Consider the following 15502-nt stretch of genomic DNA (forward strand, 5'->3'; position numbering starts at 1 on the left):
ATTATTGCCTTGGCTAAAGGACCGGGCGATTAACCTGTCCATTTATGCGATACTCCGCGCCGCAAAAGCCCAGAGTCAAAGTCGGCGAGTTTACAGGTCGCGCACCGGAAATAAATATCCCGGTCAAACACAGCGACCACTCAGCGGAACACATCAACTGCCCTTGACAACACATCAACTCATCGGCATGATTCGCGGCCTATTTTGTTTGCTATTTCCTAAAAAGTCTTTCGAGGAGCTCGACGGTGGCCAACACACCTTCCGCCAAAAAACGTGCAAAACAGGCTGAGAAGCGTCGCAGCCACAACGCCAGCCTGCGTTCCATGGTTCGTACCTACATCAAGAATGTAGTTAAAGCCATCGACGCAAAAGACGCTGAAAAAGCGCAAGCTGCTTATGTTCTGGCTGTGCCAATCATCGACCGTATGGCCGATAAAGGCATCATCCACAAGAACAAGGCTGCTCGCCATAAAGGTCGCCTGAATGGTCACATCAAGGCTCTGAACCTTGCTGCTGCCTAAGCGACACGCTTGTTAAAAAACCGACCTCAGGGTCGGTTTTTTATTGGGTGGGATTTGGAGATGCGCAGCTGAGCCAATGGGGCTGGACGTGATGGGCCCCGTAATTGGATGGACTCGCCCAAGCCGAGGCGTCTGTAGCGCCACGGTGGCATTCTTAAGAAGCCAACGACAGCGAGGGCGAGTCCATGAAAAAGCATACGACCAAAAGTAACGCCTTGTCTTCAGCCGACGTGTCGGCTTGTTCGACAGTGGCGGTAGATCTTGCCAAGAATGTGTTCCAGGTGGCCGGGGAAGATGCCCTTGGTCAGGTCATTTACGAAGAGCGGATCAAGTCACGCGAAACCTTTGTGGCCTTTTTACAAAAACTGCCGGCAGGCGTGACGGTGCTGATGGAGACCGGCCCTGGCGCGCAGGCTTGGGCGCGGCTGTTGCAAGCACAAGGCAATCAGGCGCGAATTTTACCGGCGCAACATGTCGCCAAACATCGTAGCGGTGCCAAAAATGATCGCAACGATGTGCTGGCGATATTGCGTTCAGGACGAGATGTAAACATTGCGCCAGTGCCAGTCAAAAGCACCGCACAACTGGCCATGCAGGCTCTGCATCGTGCTCGACAAGGGTATGTAAGGCGGCGCACTGCAATGGGTAATCAGATACGCGGGCTGTTGCTGGAACAGGGTATTGCCATGGCGCAAGGGGCGGTGACCCTCAGCCGAAATGTCCCACGTATATTGGAAGATGCCATCCAGCCATTGCCGGATATGTTGCGCGAGCTGATTGATGAAATGCTGGGCGAATGGAGCCATCTGGGTGAGCGCATCGATGTACTGACGGGCCGTCTGGAAGCAGCAGCGCGCGAAGATGAGACAGCAAAGCGTCTGATGACAGTGCGCGGCATCGGCCCAATCATCGCCACGGCCTTGCTGGCCAAACAGACTGAGCCTGAGCGTTTCGCCAATGCCCGAATGTTTGCTGCCTACTTCGGCACGGTGCCCGAGCAGCACAGCAGCGGGCAAAAAATCCGATTGGGAGGAATTTGCAGACGCGGAGATGGCTATATTCGCAGCCTGTCGATTCAAGGAGCGCACGCCGTGTTAAGGCAGGTGAAGCCTGATTCGGAGCATCCCGATGATCGCCGGCTACGACGCTGGCTAAGTCAGCATGGTCAAAAAGGAGCAGCCGTAAGGTTGGCCAATAGAAACCTGCGCATCGTCTGGGTGCTGCTGCAAAACAATCAGACCTATCGTCGTCAGCCTGCAGGTTGCCAGGAGGCGACGATGAATCATTAATCAACAGAGTTCTGCCACCGGGGTGCTGAGTCACCTCAACCGCTGCTGAAGAACATTGACCCCAGGTCAGACCGTCGCGGATAGATGCCTACGGTCCTACTGGCCCTTTGAGGCCTTAACGTAATCGGCATACCGCGAGCTTACCCAATGTTGGCCAGAAGCCGTAACGCTTCCTCGAACAGGCCTTATACATAGATGCAACCGGGTAGCAGTGTTCAAAAGCAGGTTGAAAGTGTGGGCGAGTCCATACATAGGACCGGCTTCAGCCGGGAGACCGGAACTCTGACGACGCAGCTGCTGCGGATCAATTGCCCCCTCCCGGCTAAAGCCGGTCCTACACTTCAAGGCGCGGGCGCGGGCACCCACGGCAGGATCGGAATCGCTGTCACGGCATTCTGCGGGCTGCCTTCGATGATGCGGTCGCTATAGACCAGATACACCAGCGTGTTGCGCTTCTTGTCCAGGAAACGCACGACCTGCATGGTCTTGAAGACCAGCGATGTGCGCTCCTTGAACACCTCATCACCGTCCTTCAGGTTTTCCTTGAAGCGGATCGGCCCGACCTGACGACAGGCGATGGACGCCTCGGCGCGATCTTCAGCCAGCCCGAGACTACCCTTCACTCCGCCAGTCTTGGCCCGGGACAGATAACAGGTCACGCCCTCGACCTTGGGATCATCGAATGCCTCGACCACAATCCGGTCGTTCGGCCCAACAAACTTGAACACGGTCGAAACCTGACCAATCTCTTCAGCCGATGCCAGCAGCGGAAACGCCAGCAGCAGCCCCACTATTCCCTTCATGACGCGCATCAATTCTTCCTTCCAGCAAAAAAGCCCGATCAAACCAGAATCAGATTATCCCGGTGCACCAGCTCCGGCTCAGCCATGTAGCCAAGCACGCGCACAATAGCGTCGGACGACTGACCAATAATTTTCTGCGCCTCAAGCGCACTGTAGTTACTCAAGCCCCGCGCAACCTCGCGGCCATCCGGCGCGACGCAGACCACCATCTCACCGCGACGGAAGCTGCCTTGCACCAACTTCACACCGACAGGCAGCAAACTTTTGTGATCAGTACTCAGCGCCTTCACGGCACCGGCATCGAGCACCAGCGTGCCACGGGTCTGGAGATGCCCCGCCAGCCATTGCTTGCGCGCCGCGAGCATTTCACGCTCCGGCGAGAGCAGCGTACCGAGGCGCTCACCGGCCTTGAGCCGCGCCAGCACCCGCTCGATGCGCCCACCGACGATAACGGTGTGCGCGCCGGAACGAGCAGCCAGACGCGCCGCACGCAACTTGGTCTGCATACCGCCACGACCCAACGCGCCGCCCGTACCACCGGCAACAGCGTCCAGCGCCGGATCATCGGCACGCGCTTCGTAGATCAACTGAGCTTCGGGATTGTTACGCGGATCAGCGTCGAACATGCCGTCGCGATCAGTAAGAATCACCAACAGGTCAGCCTCGACCAGATTCGCAACCAGCGCCGCCAGCGTGTCGTTGTCGCCGAAACGAATTTCATCGGTCACGACCGTGTCGTTTTCGTTGATAACCGGGATGACACCCAGCTCGACCAGCGTGCGCAAGGTGCTGCGGGCGTTCAGATAGCGCTTGCGATCAGACAGATCGTCGTGGGTCAGGAGGATTTGCGCAGTATGCCGGCCATGCTCGGCAAAGCTCGATTCCCACGCCTGTACCAGACCCATCTGACCGATAGCGGCGGCAGCCTGCAACTCGTGCATGGCGCTGGGTCGCACCGTCCAGCCCAGACGACTCATCCCGGCCGCGACGGCCCCGGATGACACCAATACCAGCTCAACGCCCGCCTCATGCAGCGCCACCATTTGCTCGACCCACACACCCATCGCCGAACGATCAAGGCCCTTGCCATCTGCCGTAAGCAGGGCACTGCCGATCTTCACGACCCAGCGCTGGGCGCCCGTCACTTTGCTGCGCATCATCTTCCAACCTTAGCCAGAGAATTTTGGTAGATACAAATTCGAGAAACCGGATACAAAAACGCCGCTTATAAATAAGCGGCGTCTAGTTTACTGCACCCGATCAGTCACGGACGTAAATGATTTCCGGACCATCTTCATCGTCCTCGTCATCTTCATCCCAATCGTCTTCACCAATGTCATGCACGCTCTTCACGCCGCTGCGGCGCAGGGCACGCTGATCGTCCAGCGCTTGCAGCTGGGCACGCGCTTCATCTTCGATGCGCTGATCCAGCTCGGCCAGCTCTTCAGCATAGCCAGGCTCTTCGACCAGACGCAGATTGCGCTCTTCGAGATAACGCATGATGTCGCGGCTCAGCTGCTCGGTGCCTTCTTTGGCAATCGCAGAGATCACGTAGACAGGACCGCTCCACTCAAGACGATCGACGATTTCCTTGACCCGGGCTTCGTGCTCTTCTTCAAGGATCTGGTCGCACTTGTTCAATACCAACCAGCGATCGCGCTCAGCCAGGGACGGGCTGAACTTGACCAGCTCGTTGACGATGATTTCGGCGGCATCCGGAGCACTGGATTCATCCAGCGGCGCCATGTCGACGAGGTGCAACAGCAGACGAGTCCGCGCCAAGTGCTTGAGAAAACGAATCCCCAGGCCCGCGCCATCGGAAGCACCTTCGATCAGGCCAGGAATATCGGCAACAACGAAGCTCTTCCAGCGATCAACACTGACCACACCCAGGTTAGGGATCAGGGTGGTGAACGGGTAATCGGCCACTTTCGGCTTGGCAGCGGACACCGAGCGAATGAATGTGCTTTTACCGGCGTTCGGCAAACCAAGCAGACCGACGTCAGCCAGAACCTTCAGCTCCAGCTTCAGATCGCGCTGATCACCAGGCTTGCCCGGCGTGGTCTGACGTGGCGCACGGTTGGTACTGGATTTGAAACGGGTGTTGCCCAGACCGTGCCAGCCGCCCATGGCAACCAGCAGACGCTGACCAGCTTTGGTCAGGTCGCCGATGATTTCCTGGGTGCTTGCATCGATAACCGTTGTACCGACCGGTACGCGCAGCACCAGCTCTTCACCTTTCTTGCCGGTGCAATCGGCGCTGCCGCCATTGGAACCGCGCTCGGCGTCGAAGTGACGGGTGTAACGGTAATCGACCAGGGTGTTGAGGTTTTCATCGGCGATCATATAGATCGAGCCGCCATCGCCACCGTCGCCGCCGTTAGGGCCGCCGTTTTCGATGAATTTTTCGCGACGGAAGCTCATGCAACCGTTGCCGCCGTCACCGGCCTTTACTCGAATGGATACTTCATCAACAAATTTCATAACGCACGCCTCCCGCCACAGGGACGAGCTGAACAACATAAATTCATAAGACTCTTGCAAAAATGAGCGTTGCGATACCGATCAGAAACCAGCGACCTTAAGGGGTCAACATCACAACAGCCCGCACAAACAGTTTTGCAAGAGACTCACCAGAAACTTTTACAACCAACAACCAACAACCTTCAAAAACGAAAAAGCCCCGTCGCGAGACAGGGCTTTTCCAGCTGCTGCATGATTACGCTGCGGAGACTACAGTCTTCGGAACGATGCTCACGTAGCGACGACCGAAGGCGCCTTTAACCTGGAACTTGATCACGCCTTCCACTTTCGCGAACAGGGTGTGATCTTTACCCATGCCAACGCCGTAGCCAGCGTGGAATTGGGTGCCGCGCTGACGCACGATGATGTTGCCCGGAATGATAGCCTGGCCGCCATACATCTTAACGCCAAGGCGTTTGGCTTCTGAGTCGCGACCGTTACGAGTACTACCACCAGCTTTTTTGTGTGCCATGAGTCAATTCTCCAAATGAGGATTAGGCTGAATTAAGCCTGAATACCGGTGATTTTGATCTCGGTGTACCACTGGCGGTGGCCCATACGTTTCATGTGGTGCTTACGACGACGGAACTTGATGATGCGGATTTTGTCGTGACGACCTTGGGAGATCACTTCAGCAACAACGGTGGCACCAACAACAACTGGAGCGCCGATGTTCACGTCGTCGCCATTGGCAACCAACAGAACGCGATCAAAAGTAACGGATTCGCCAGTGGCGATTTCCAGTTTTTCGATCTTCAGGTATTCACCTGGGGCAACCTTGTATTGCTTGCCACCGGTTACGATTACTGCATAAGACATGGTATTTCTCCGTAAATCCTGCTCACCCAGCTCTTTATAAGTAGAGTATTGGCTGGCATGGCTGCTTGGGGCTGGAACGGCCCGTTTGCAATTGCGTAAGGCAGGTGCTGCCCAGGAAAGTTAGGGTGCGCGATTGTACGCAAGGCGCAAGACTGATGCAAGAGCCCAAACGTCATGCCTTGACACCTTCGGACCCGCAACCTAGCATGCGGCGCATCCCTTCTGGAGCACCTGTCGCTGATGCAACCTCAAGCCTTCTACCACGCGGTGGCGGACGATTTTAGTGCCGTTGACGTCATTATCAAGAAGCAGCTGACGTCGCGCGTACCGCTGGTCTCGAAAATCGGTGACTACATCACTTCGGCTGGAGGCAAACGCCTGCGCCCGTTGTTGGTACTTCTTTGCGGCAAGGCCCTGGGCCGCGAAGGCGATGACCTGCGCCTGCTGGCCGCCACCATCGAATTCCTGCACACCGCAACCTTGCTGCACGACGACGTCGTGGACATGTCCGGCATGCGCCGTGGCCGTTCCACCGCCAATGCACTGTGGGGCAATGCGCCCAGCGTTCTGGTCGGCGACTTCCTTTATTCGCGCTCGTTCGAAATGATGGTTGAGCTTGGCTCGATGCCGGTCATGAAGATTCTGTCGAAAGCGACACGCGTGATTGCCGAAGGCGAAGTGCTGCAACTGTCGAAGATCCGCGACGCGAGCACCACCGAAGAAACCTATATGGAAGTGATTCGCGGCAAGACAGCCATGCTGTTCGAAGCCTCGACGCACAGCGCCGCAGCCTTGTGCAATGCGAGCGAAGCACAGAGCGAAGCCCTGCGCACGTTCGGTGACCATTTGGGTGTTGCCTTCCAGCTGGTTGACGATCTGCTCGATTATCGCGGCGACGCGGAAACCCTGGGCAAGAACGTCGGCGACGACCTGGCCGAGGGCAAGCCAACCTTGCCGCTGATCTACACCATGCGCGAAGGCACGCCGGAACAGGCAGCCCTGGTCCGTCAGGCCATTCAGAAAGGCGGCCTGGAAGACCTGGAAAGCATCCGCGATGCTGTCGAGCAAGCCGGCGCGCTGGATTACACCGCGCAACTGGCCCGCGATTACGTCGCCCGCGCCATCTCCTGCCTCGATGCCCTGCCGCCCAGCGAGTACCGCGATGCGTTGGTGGAGTTGAGTGAGTTTGCGGTAGCGCGTACGCACTGATCGCTTGCAGCGACTAAAAAAGCCCGTCCATGTGACGGGCTTTTTGTTGGGACCGCCACCGCATCTGATTTTGTGGGAGCAAGCTTGCTTGCGAAGGCGGCATTCAACGATCTGAAGATGCCTCAACAGTATTGGCCTCTTCGCGAGCAAGCTCGCTCCCACGGGATTTCCACAACCTGAACTTCCTGATCTCCGTCAACCATTCAGCGCAAAATGCGAACTATTCTCAATAGAGACTTGCTATTCCATCAATAAGAATTATTCTCATTGCACTCACCAAGGAGAAGACACATGACTTATTTGATCGATGCATGGCTGGATCGCCCGCACCCTTACCTCAGAATTCTTCACCGGGAAACGGGCGAAGTCTGTGCAGTGCTGGAAGAGGAAGCGCTGGATGAATTGCGTGATCAGGGCGATCTGGATGTACATGACCTGAGTTCGAGCGAACCGGTCGTGCTCAAGGAGCTGGTGCGCAATCTGTTTCTGTTCTGCTATGCGCGAGCGCTGCGCCCGGCCGGAGAGCTGCACTGACCATGAGCCACCGCACTCCCCGACCGAACGTTGACGCTGAACGAATCAGGACGATTCGTTCAGCAGGCAACTGATGCGACTGGAGTCGATCAGAGAACGTCAAGCAACTCGACGTCGAATACCAGCACGCTGTGCGGCGGGATGCTGCCCACGCCTTGAGCGCCGTAAGCCAGCTCGCTCGGCACGTGCAGACGCCATTTGCTGCCGGCATTCATCAATTGCAGAGCTTCGGTCCAGCCTGGGATAACGCCGCCAACCGGGAATTCAGCCGGTTCGCCACGATCGTAGGAGCTGTCGAACACAGTGCCGTCGATCAGCGTGCCGTGGTAGTGCGTACGAACCTGATCTTCGCGCGACGGCTTGGCGCCATCACCGGTGGTCAGCACTTCGAATTGCAGACCGGAAGCCAGAGTGGTCACGCCGTCACGCTTGCCGTTCTCGGCCAGGTAAGCCAGACCAGCGCCCGCAGCCTGTTCAGCCTTGGCAGCCGCTTCGGCCTGCATGATTTCGCGGATAACCTTGAAGCTGGCGGACATTTCTTCCTGACCAACACGGCTTGGTTTGCCACCGAATGCATCGGTAAGGCCCGCCAGGATTGCATCCAGGTTTACGCCTGGTGGTGGATTGTCACGCAGCTGGTCGCCCAGTTGACGGCCGATGCCGTAGCTGACGCGGGTTTCATCGGTAGACAGGTTAACTTCGGACATATCGCTGCTCCGCAAGGGGAACGCTCAAACAAAGCGCCCCGAACCAAAAGGGCGAGCAGCCTAGCACAGATGCACGACCCGATTCTGCAGGACGGCTTCAGCCGGGAGGAGCCCAGCCGATTCGCACCTGGAACTCCCGTGCTCCCGCCCTCCCGGCTGAAGCCGGTCCTACAGACGCGGAACAGCAATGCCCCGAGAAGATGAGGCCTTTACCACTTCGAATGAAAGCTGATCGGCACTCGCAACGGGTCGCGCTTGTCCATCGGCATGCCACACATTTCGTCATGGACCACGGCGTGGACGAGGTGAAAGGGTAACGGCGGTAAATCCTTGAGCAACTCTCGAGCATGCTCGACAGAGCGCAAATGCATGATTTCGCCCTTGTCGTCATTCAGGTAGCCCACCGTGCCCTGCAATCGCGCTTGCAGCAGGTAAATGCCACCCTCGATGGAGATCAGGTTCAGTTCGTCGATGCTTCCTGCGTTGGCATGCCTTGCCAATTCATATGCGTTCATTTGCTATCCCTCTGGATGCTGCACGATTGTTATGCAAAACCACAAACCTCGTACAACAACATAGCGGATCCAAACGCCAGCAACGACACCGCCCGTCCATCTCGCGATGGCCGGGCGGCGTGGTGCAGCAGGAAGCCCGGATCAGTGCTTGGTCAGCTTGTCCAGATAACCCATGGCGAAGGCCGACACGACGAACGTCATGTGAATGATCACGTACCACATCAGGTATTGCGGCTCGATGTTCTTGGCATCCATGAACACCCGCAACAGATGGATCGAGGAAATCGCAACGATGGACGCGGCCACTTTCATCTTCAGCGAGGAAGAGTCCATGGTGCCCAGCCAGTTGAGCTTTTCCTTGTCCTCATCGATATCCAGCTGCGAGACGAAGTTCTCGTAACCGGAGATCATCACCATCACCAGCAGGCCACCGACCAGCGCCATGTCGATCAACGACAGCAGCACCAGAATCAGGTCCGACTCAGCCAGGGCAAACACATTGGGCAGGACGTGGACGATTTCCTGGAAGAACTTCAGGACCAACGCCAGCAAACCCAGAGACAAACCGAAATAAAGCGGCGCCAGCAGCCAGCGCGAGGCGTACATGGCATTTTCGATAAAACGTTCCATTGAAACTCACAGATGGTGGGAAGTGCCGGCGCGTATACCAGCAGCTCCGGAATTCATAGATCGCAGTTAAACGGGAGCAGAAGACTGTAGCGAACGATGCCACTGCTGCATTCCACGCCTGGAGCATGGCTTGCAAGACACCGCTGAAGGAAGAGATCGAATGGCCTCGTCAGAACGGCGAGGTTCTTCTGGGTTGAGTGGTATCGCCGTTGAGCCGGCGCAGTTCAGCTTGCAGATGCACGCTCCAGATGGGTATATCGTCGCTCACCTGATAGCCCTGTAGAGCAAGGCTTTCGGCGATGGCCATCATCACCGACTCAGCGGCCAGAGAGCCGTGGAACGGTCCTTGAACCTTGATTGCAGAAGGCTGACTCCCTGACATTCCTGCGGCAAACAGCAACGTCCACATGCCGTTGTCACCTGAGAGGGGGCGGATTGCGCATTCGATTCGGGTCATCAGACCCAGGCATTGGCGAGTAAGACAGAGGCTACGCAACATGGCGAGCTCCTCGTTGATACGGTATTCACCTCCCGATACTGCTGAAGCGGCGCGTCAGTCCCTTTGACAACCGTGGTAACAACACAGGATAGAAGAAAAGCCGGAGTCGACAGGAGCCGGGGATGAATGGTCGTTGGCCGTGCGATTACAACCCGGTGGGAGCAAGCAAGCTCGCTCCCACAAATATGTCAGGCCTTCAGCTCAGGCGCCAACTGCGCGGGCTCTTTCTCCAGTTCTTCCTTGAGGTCTTCGTCACTGAGCATTTCGGCGATGTCGCGCAGGCGCTCCACCACCCGCGCATTGACGCTGCCTTCAGGAAACTCGCCATTTTCGTCCGGCTCGCCAGCAGGTTCGCCCACCAACAGGCTCAACGCCTCATCGGCCTGACGCACCGCATAGACGTGAAACTGCCCGGCGCGCACCGCTTGCAGCACGCGTTCGTCCAGCATCAGCGTGGCGACGTTGGCTTGCGGAATGATTGCGCCGTGCTCACCGGTCAGGCCCCGCGCCTCGCAGAGTCGGAAGAAGCCTTCGATTTTCTCGTTGACCCCGCCCACCGCCTGCACTTCCCCAAACTGGTTGATCGAGCCGGTAATCGCGAAACACTGCTTGAGCGGGGTTTTCGACAAGGCCGAAATGAGCGTGCAAGCCTCGCCCAATGACGCGCTGTCGCCATCCACGTAACCGTAGGATTGCTCAAGAGCAATGCTCGCGGAAATCGCCAGCGGGAATTCCTGGGCATACCGGCTGCCCAGATAACCGGTGAGGATCATCACGCCCTTGGAGTGGATCGGCTGACCAAGGTTGACCTCGCGCTCAATGTCGACAATGCCGCTGCCGCCGGGGTAAACCGTCGCGGAAATCCGCGCCGGCACGCCGAACGCCGAGTCGCCGACCTCCAGCACCGTCAGGCCGTTGCATTTGCCCACGGCCGCGCCGTCGGTGTCGATGAGAATGATACCCGCCAGCATGTCGTCGAGAATCCTCGCCGAAACTCGCCCGGTGCGCGTCGCCTTGGCCTTGAGGGCGCGTTCAATGTGCCCGGCGTCGGTCTTGTCGTCGTTGGCCAACTGGCGAATGAAGTCCGCTTCGCTGACCAACTGAAACAGATCGCCGATCTTCGCCGACAAACGCCCCTGATGCTCGGCCAGACGCGCGCTGTAGGTCGCCAGTCGCGCCACCGCATCGGCGGTGAGCGGCGCCATGCCCTCTTCCGATGTGCGGGTTTTCAGCAGTTGCGCGAACTGTTCAAGGGTTTCGTCGTACATCGGGATGTCTTCGTCGAAATCCACCAGCACACGAAACATTTCCTGGAAGTCAGGATCCAGGTCTTGCAGGGTGTAATACAGCGAACGTGCGCCGATGATGATGACTTTGACCTGCAACGGGATCACTTGCGGGGTCAACGTCACGGTCGCCAGACGGCCCATTTCACCCAGCGGCGATTCCATTTTCAGCTTGCGTGATTGTAGTGCTCGCTTCAGGGCATCCCAAACGTAGGGCTCGCTGAGCATTTTTTCCGCTTCAAGCACCAGGAAACCACCGTTGGCCCGATGCAAGGCACCCGGCCGCAACTGACGATACGTGGTGTAAAGCGCGCCTTGATCGGTGCTGTACTCGATACGCCCGAACAGATTGTCGTAGGTCGGATGCGGTTCGAACACCACCGGCGCGCCGCCACTGGCGGAGTGACCGACCACCAGGCTCGGGCTGTATTGCTCTTCGAGCAGCTTGCGCGCCTGAGCGTCGGTATTGCTTTCGTCGACCAGTTGCTCGACCACGGTTTTCAGCAAGTAAACCTGCATCGCTTGCAGATAAGCGCACACCGCGGCGTTTTCCGCATACTGCTCGGACAACGGCGCCAGCAACGGCTGCAAGGCCAAAGTAATGGTTTCTTCGTTGAGCTGGCGCAGCAGATTGCTCGATTCGCGCTTCCACTGCGGCAGGCTGGCCAGTTCTTCGTTCAGGCGTTCTTCAAGCGTCGAGATGTCTTCATGAAAGCGCTCACGATCCGCTTCCGGCAGTTGCGAGAACTCAGCTTCGTCCAGCGCCTTGCCGTCGAGCATGGGCGTAAAGGCGATGTTGGTGCTGTCGCGATACAGGGCGATGTCTTTTTCCAGAGACAGACGCTCGATCACGTCCAGCGCCTTGTCATAGCGCTGATTGAACGCGCGGTCGATGGCGCTTTTCTTCTGCTGGTAGGACGGGTGCTCGAACACGGCCGGGAACGTCGCCAGCAGGTTATCGATCAAGCCACCGATATCAGTGATGAACTGGTGCGCGGTGCCTGGCGGCAGCTCCAGAGCGCGAGGCTCGCGGGGTTCGTCGAAATTATTGACGTAGACCCAGTCGCAAGGGGTCTGCATGCGCTTGCCCTCGGCCTTGAGGTAGCGTTTTACGAACGAGAACCGACCGGTGCCGGGCTCGCCCATGACAAATACGTTGTAACCGGGGCGCGGCATGGCCACGCCGAATTGCAGGGCTTCGACTGCTCGTTCCTGACCGAGCACTCCGCGAAAGGGTTCCAGATCATTGGTCGTCGAAAAGCTGAACTGTTCAGCGGAAAACGGACGGGTCAGCGCTTCAGGCGCAAGACGCAGGCTGGCAGCAACAGGATCGGGCATCGGGCATCCTTACATCACGGGGCAGATGACCGGCATTCTGGCGCTCGCCGCACATGACTTGCAAGACAGGATAATCCTCAGGGACTTATTGACCCGTCGAGCGGCCGATCGGGCATGTAGGGCGCTTCGCGCAAACAACAATTTGTAATAAACAGCGGAACCCTTGGAACCTGCCTAAACTCCAAGTTCCGCGTACCAGACTAAAACATACCTCTGGCCGCCTTGGCGCTTGTAACGGCCATGAACCCTGACCCTTGGTTGAATATAAAGAGAACAAAGCTATGAAACGGATTCTTCTTGGTACTCTCTTCGCAGCTGTTTCCATCAACGCAATGGCCCAGGCCCCAGGCGGCCCGGATTGTGGCTGGGGCAACATGCTGTTTGAAGGTCAGCGCGGCACGCCCGCTCACTTTCTCGCATCGACCACCAATGGCACCTCTGGTAACGCCACTTTCGGCATGACCTCGGGCACCAACGGTTGCTCCACCAACAGCGCGCTGACCTACGGCGGTAAATCCTGGATTGCCATGAACGGCATGATGGATGAACTCTCCAAAGACATGGCCATGGGTCAAGGCGAAGCTCTGACCACTTACGCGGTGGTATTGGGCGTTGCACCGGAAGACCGTGCGCATTTCGCCGCAGTCACCCACGAGCACTTCAATCAAATCTTCAGCAAAGCCGACGCTACTGCTGACGACGTCCACAACAACACCATCAACGTTCTGAAAAACGATCCAACCCTGGCGAAATACGCTACCCAGGCTTAAGCTCGTTGCGCCTGCCCCTCTGTCCGGAGGGGCAGGAGTTGTTGCGCTCTCGCGCCCGGTCCCCTGACTAGTTGCTCTCTATGCTCAAACGCCTTGTGTATTTGGCGCTGTTTGTCTGCGCCCCGCTGTGCGCCGCTCCCCATGCGAGCGATGCCCGTTTGCAGCAACTGGCCAATGCGCCGTTCTGGATTTCCCTGGGCCACTACGAAACCGCCAAGCTCGGCGGCTGGCGCAGCTATGTCGATGATCCCAAATTCTTTCTCGCCGCCAACGGTGCCCATGACCCGAAGGCTGAGCTGAGCGCCACACTGGACGCGATCTACGCGCCGGCCAGTGCTGGCGAAAAACATGCGCAATGCGTCTATCCAGCCCGCACCCGCTGGTTGCGTGATCAACTGAAGCTGATTGATCTGCCTGCGGTTGAGTGCAAGGAATTCAGGCAATGGTTCAAGGACGTCGCCCCGGACAGCGCGGTGCTGATCTTTCCGGCCGCATACCTGAACAGCCCGTCGTCGATGTTCGGCCACACCTTGCTGCGCATCGATCAGGCTGACGTACAAACCAATCACACCGCCCTGCTCAGCTATGCCATCAACTTCGGCGCCTACATCGAAGGCATGGACAACAGCATTCTGTATGCCTGGAAAGGCTTGATGGGCGGTTATCCGGGTTTGTTCGCCCTGGTGCCCTATCAAGAGAAGCTCTCGGAATACCGCAGCCTGGAAAACCGAGACCTGTGGGAATACCGTTTGAATCTGACCCCGGAAGAAACCGGGCGCATGGTCGAGCACGTCTGGGAGCTGAAACAGATCCGTTTCGGTTATTTCTTCTTCGACGAAAATTGCTCCTATCGCCTGCTGGAACTGCTTCAGGTCGCTCGCCCAGGCTTGCAGCTGACTGAACAATTCCCGCTGACCGCTATCCCGACCGATACCGTAAAAGCAGTGAAAGCCGCCGGTCTGGTGGAGAAAATCGATTATCGCCCGTCACGTGAACGCGAGTTGCTGGAGCGCGCCAAACCGCTGAACAGCGACGAGCAACAATGGGTGCTGCACGTCAGCGCCGATCAGAAACAACTGCAAAACGCCGACTATCTGGCCCAACCCAAAGAGCGTCGGGCGTTGATTCAGGATGCGGCGTATCGCCTGGAACGCTACCGCGCCAACGGCCTGGAACGTGATAGCGAGCGCTCGCAACGCAGTTTCGAGCTGCTGCGCGCGATCAATCAGAACCCGCCACCCGCGCTGGACATCGCCCGCCCTGGCTTGCCGGAAGACGGTCATCAATCGCGCACCTGGCAGATTGGCGCCGGCACACGAGACGACAAGGCCTTTGCCGAGTACGGCTTGCGCATGGCTTATCACGATCTCAATGACAACGCTTACGGCTTTCCGCTGGGCGCGCAGATTGAAATCCTGCAACTCAAACTGCGGCAGTACGAAGGCAATAAGTGGCAGCTGCAACAGCTGGATCTGGCCACCATCCGCTCGCTGACGCCGCGCAACGAACTGCTACAACCTTGGTCATGGCAAGTGGCCGGTGGGCTGGAGCGGGTGTTGGGCAAGCATGGCGACGAAACGCTGGTCAGCCACGTGAACGGCGGCGCGGGCGGCACCTGGCAGTTGGGTGAAGACGTGCTGGGCTTTGCGCTGGGCACGGTGCGGGTCGAGCACAACAACGACTTCGCCGAGTTCGTCTCGCCGGCGGCCGGATTCAATACCGGCGTGTTGTGGCGCAATCCGTTGGGCAACCTGAGCCTGGAAACCAAGGGCGATTACTTCACCAACGGCGAAGTACGCCGCAGCATCAGCCTCAACCAGCAATGGGAACTGTCACGCAACCTCGGCCTGCGCCTGAGCGCCCAGCGCGAATTCAGCCAGCTGGCTTCGCCGCAGAATGAAGTAATGCTTGAAGTGAAGTGGTATCACTATTGATTTCGCGCTGATCAAACAACACAAAATGCGATCAGTTGGAGCGAGGCTTGCCCGCGAATCAGGCGCCTCGGTGTACCAGACCCACCGCGTTATCGTTCTTCGCGGGCAAGCCTCGCTCCCACAGG

General features: G+C 57.9%; 16 protein-coding genes. 6 read left to right on the plus strand and 10 right to left on the minus strand.

The window, feature by feature from the left end:
- Window positions 1-245: 245 nt before the first annotated feature.
- Together rpsT and AABC73_RS24465 are read left to right on the plus strand one after the other, a co-directional pair.
- Window positions 246-521 carry a 30S ribosomal protein S20 gene (gene rpsT / locus AABC73_RS24460; RefSeq protein WP_341521313.1) on the plus strand — a complete coding sequence of 92 codons (276 nt, stop codon included), beginning with the start codon at window positions 246-248 and terminating at the stop codon, window positions 519-521.
- A gap of 230 nt (window positions 522-751) precedes the next feature.
- Entirely contained in the window at window positions 752-1810 is a 1059-nt protein-coding gene (locus AABC73_RS24465; protein ID WP_341524163.1) for an IS110 family transposase, read from the plus strand.
- A 341-nt stretch (window positions 1811-2151) separates the two neighbouring features.
- Here the strand turns inward: AABC73_RS24465 and AABC73_RS24470 are convergent, their stop codons facing one another.
- From AABC73_RS24470 to rplU, 5 genes are all read right to left on the minus strand, one after another.
- Window positions 2152-2622 carry a CreA family protein gene (locus AABC73_RS24470; RefSeq protein WP_341521314.1) on the minus strand — a complete coding sequence of 157 codons (471 nt, stop codon included), beginning with the start codon at window positions 2620-2622 and terminating at the stop codon, window positions 2152-2154.
- 29 nt (window positions 2623-2651) lie between these two features.
- Complete coding sequence (proB, locus tag AABC73_RS24475) at window positions 2652-3770, minus strand: glutamate 5-kinase (protein WP_020291031.1); 1119 nt, start codon at window positions 3768-3770, stop codon at window positions 2652-2654.
- A gap of 103 nt (window positions 3771-3873) precedes the next feature.
- Window positions 3874-5097 carry an Obg family GTPase CgtA gene (gene cgtA / locus AABC73_RS24480; protein ID WP_341521315.1) on the minus strand — a complete coding sequence of 408 codons (1224 nt, stop codon included), beginning with the start codon at window positions 5095-5097 and terminating at the stop codon, window positions 3874-3876.
- Window positions 5098-5332: 235 nt separating this feature from the next.
- On the minus strand, window positions 5333-5608 hold the full coding sequence (gene rpmA / locus AABC73_RS24485; RefSeq protein WP_341521316.1) for a 50S ribosomal protein L27: 276 nt from the start codon (window positions 5606-5608) through the stop codon (window positions 5333-5335).
- 32 nt (window positions 5609-5640) lie between these two features.
- Window positions 5641-5955, minus strand: a complete 315-nt coding sequence (rplU, locus tag AABC73_RS24490) for a 50S ribosomal protein L21 (RefSeq protein ID WP_020291028.1) — start codon at window positions 5953-5955, stop codon at window positions 5641-5643.
- Window positions 5956-6195: 240 nt separating this feature from the next.
- Between rplU and AABC73_RS24495 the strand changes: the two genes are divergently transcribed.
- Window positions 6196-7164, plus strand: a complete 969-nt coding sequence (locus tag AABC73_RS24495) for a polyprenyl synthetase family protein (RefSeq protein ID WP_341521317.1) — start codon at window positions 6196-6198, stop codon at window positions 7162-7164.
- Window positions 7165-7455: 291 nt separating this feature from the next.
- Window positions 7456-7698, plus strand: coding sequence for a hypothetical protein (locus tag AABC73_RS24500; protein WP_020291026.1), 243 nt, complete (start codon window positions 7456-7458; stop codon window positions 7696-7698).
- An 89-nt stretch (window positions 7699-7787) separates the two neighbouring features.
- Here AABC73_RS24500 and AABC73_RS24505 read toward each other — a convergent pair whose 3' ends face one another.
- The 5 genes from AABC73_RS24505 to AABC73_RS24525 all read right to left on the minus strand — a co-directional run bounded on the left by AABC73_RS24505 (window position 7788) and on the right by AABC73_RS24525 (window position 12673).
- Complete coding sequence (locus AABC73_RS24505; protein WP_331153194.1) at window positions 7788-8405, minus strand: FKBP-type peptidyl-prolyl cis-trans isomerase; 618 nt, start codon at window positions 8403-8405, stop codon at window positions 7788-7790.
- A 209-nt stretch (window positions 8406-8614) separates the two neighbouring features.
- Window positions 8615-8920, minus strand: a complete 306-nt coding sequence (locus tag AABC73_RS24510) for a DUF6482 family protein (protein WP_341521318.1) — start codon at window positions 8918-8920, stop codon at window positions 8615-8617.
- A gap of 141 nt (window positions 8921-9061) precedes the next feature.
- The gene (locus AABC73_RS24515) at window positions 9062-9550 is read right to left on the minus strand and encodes a TIGR00645 family protein (protein ID WP_065836165.1); all 489 of its coding nucleotides are present in this window, start codon (window positions 9548-9550) and stop codon (window positions 9062-9064) included.
- A gap of 169 nt (window positions 9551-9719) precedes the next feature.
- Window positions 9720-10046, minus strand: coding sequence for a hypothetical protein (locus tag AABC73_RS24520; protein WP_341524324.1), 327 nt, complete (start codon window positions 10044-10046; stop codon window positions 9720-9722).
- A 191-nt stretch (window positions 10047-10237) separates the two neighbouring features.
- Window positions 10238-12673 carry an AAA family ATPase gene (locus tag AABC73_RS24525; protein ID WP_341521319.1) on the minus strand — a complete coding sequence of 812 codons (2436 nt, stop codon included), beginning with the start codon at window positions 12671-12673 and terminating at the stop codon, window positions 10238-10240.
- A gap of 281 nt (window positions 12674-12954) precedes the next feature.
- On the opposite strand from AABC73_RS24525, the gene AABC73_RS24530 reads away from it, so the two are divergent.
- Window positions 12955-13443, plus strand: coding sequence for a DUF3015 domain-containing protein (locus AABC73_RS24530; protein ID WP_331152114.1), 489 nt, complete (start codon window positions 12955-12957; stop codon window positions 13441-13443).
- A gap of 80 nt (window positions 13444-13523) precedes the next feature.
- Entirely contained in the window at window positions 13524-15377 is a 1854-nt protein-coding gene (locus AABC73_RS24535) for a DUF4105 domain-containing protein (RefSeq protein ID WP_341521320.1), read from the plus strand.
- The last annotated feature ends 125 nt before the right edge of the window (window positions 15378-15502 follow it).

The sequence above is a fragment of the Pseudomonas sp. G.S.17 genome (genome assembly GCF_038096165.1).
In the GTDB taxonomy this organism is placed as follows: Bacteria; Pseudomonadota; Gammaproteobacteria; order Pseudomonadales; family Pseudomonadaceae; genus Aquipseudomonas.

Bases quoted from the DNA above. Each gene is read 5' to 3' on its own strand.
- AABC73_RS24470 (WP_341521314.1), bottom strand. From the start codon at position 2,622: ATGCGCGTCATGAAGGGAATAGTGGGGCTGCTGCTGGCGTTTCCGCTG.
- proB (WP_020291031.1), bottom strand. From the start codon at position 3,770: ATGCGCAGCAAAGTGACGGGCGCCCAGCGCTGGGTCGTGAAGATCGGC.
- cgtA (WP_341521315.1), bottom strand. From the start codon at position 5,097: ATGAAATTTGTTGATGAAGTATCCATTCGAGTAAAGGCCGGTGACGGC.
- rpmA (WP_341521316.1), bottom strand. From the start codon at position 5,608: ATGGCACACAAAAAAGCTGGTGGTAGTACTCGTAACGGTCGCGACTCA.
- rplU (WP_020291028.1), bottom strand. From the start codon at position 5,955: ATGTCTTATGCAGTAATCGTAACCGGTGGCAAGCAATACAAGGTTGCC.
- AABC73_RS24495 (WP_341521317.1), top strand. From the start codon at position 6,196: ATGCAACCTCAAGCCTTCTACCACGCGGTGGCGGACGATTTTAGTGCC.
- AABC73_RS24500 (WP_020291026.1), top strand. From the start codon at position 7,456: ATGACTTATTTGATCGATGCATGGCTGGATCGCCCGCACCCTTACCTC.
- AABC73_RS24505 (WP_331153194.1), bottom strand. From the start codon at position 8,405: ATGTCCGAAGTTAACCTGTCTACCGATGAAACCCGCGTCAGCTACGGC.
- AABC73_RS24510 (WP_341521318.1), bottom strand. From the start codon at position 8,920: ATGAACGCATATGAATTGGCAAGGCATGCCAACGCAGGAAGCATCGAC.
- AABC73_RS24515 (WP_065836165.1), bottom strand. From the start codon at position 9,550: ATGGAACGTTTTATCGAAAATGCCATGTACGCCTCGCGCTGGCTGCTG.
- AABC73_RS24525 (WP_341521319.1), bottom strand. From the start codon at position 12,673: ATGCCCGATCCTGTTGCTGCCAGCCTGCGTCTTGCGCCTGAAGCGCTG.
- AABC73_RS24530 (WP_331152114.1), top strand. From the start codon at position 12,955: ATGAAACGGATTCTTCTTGGTACTCTCTTCGCAGCTGTTTCCATCAAC.
- AABC73_RS24535 (WP_341521320.1), top strand. From the start codon at position 13,524: ATGCTCAAACGCCTTGTGTATTTGGCGCTGTTTGTCTGCGCCCCGCTG.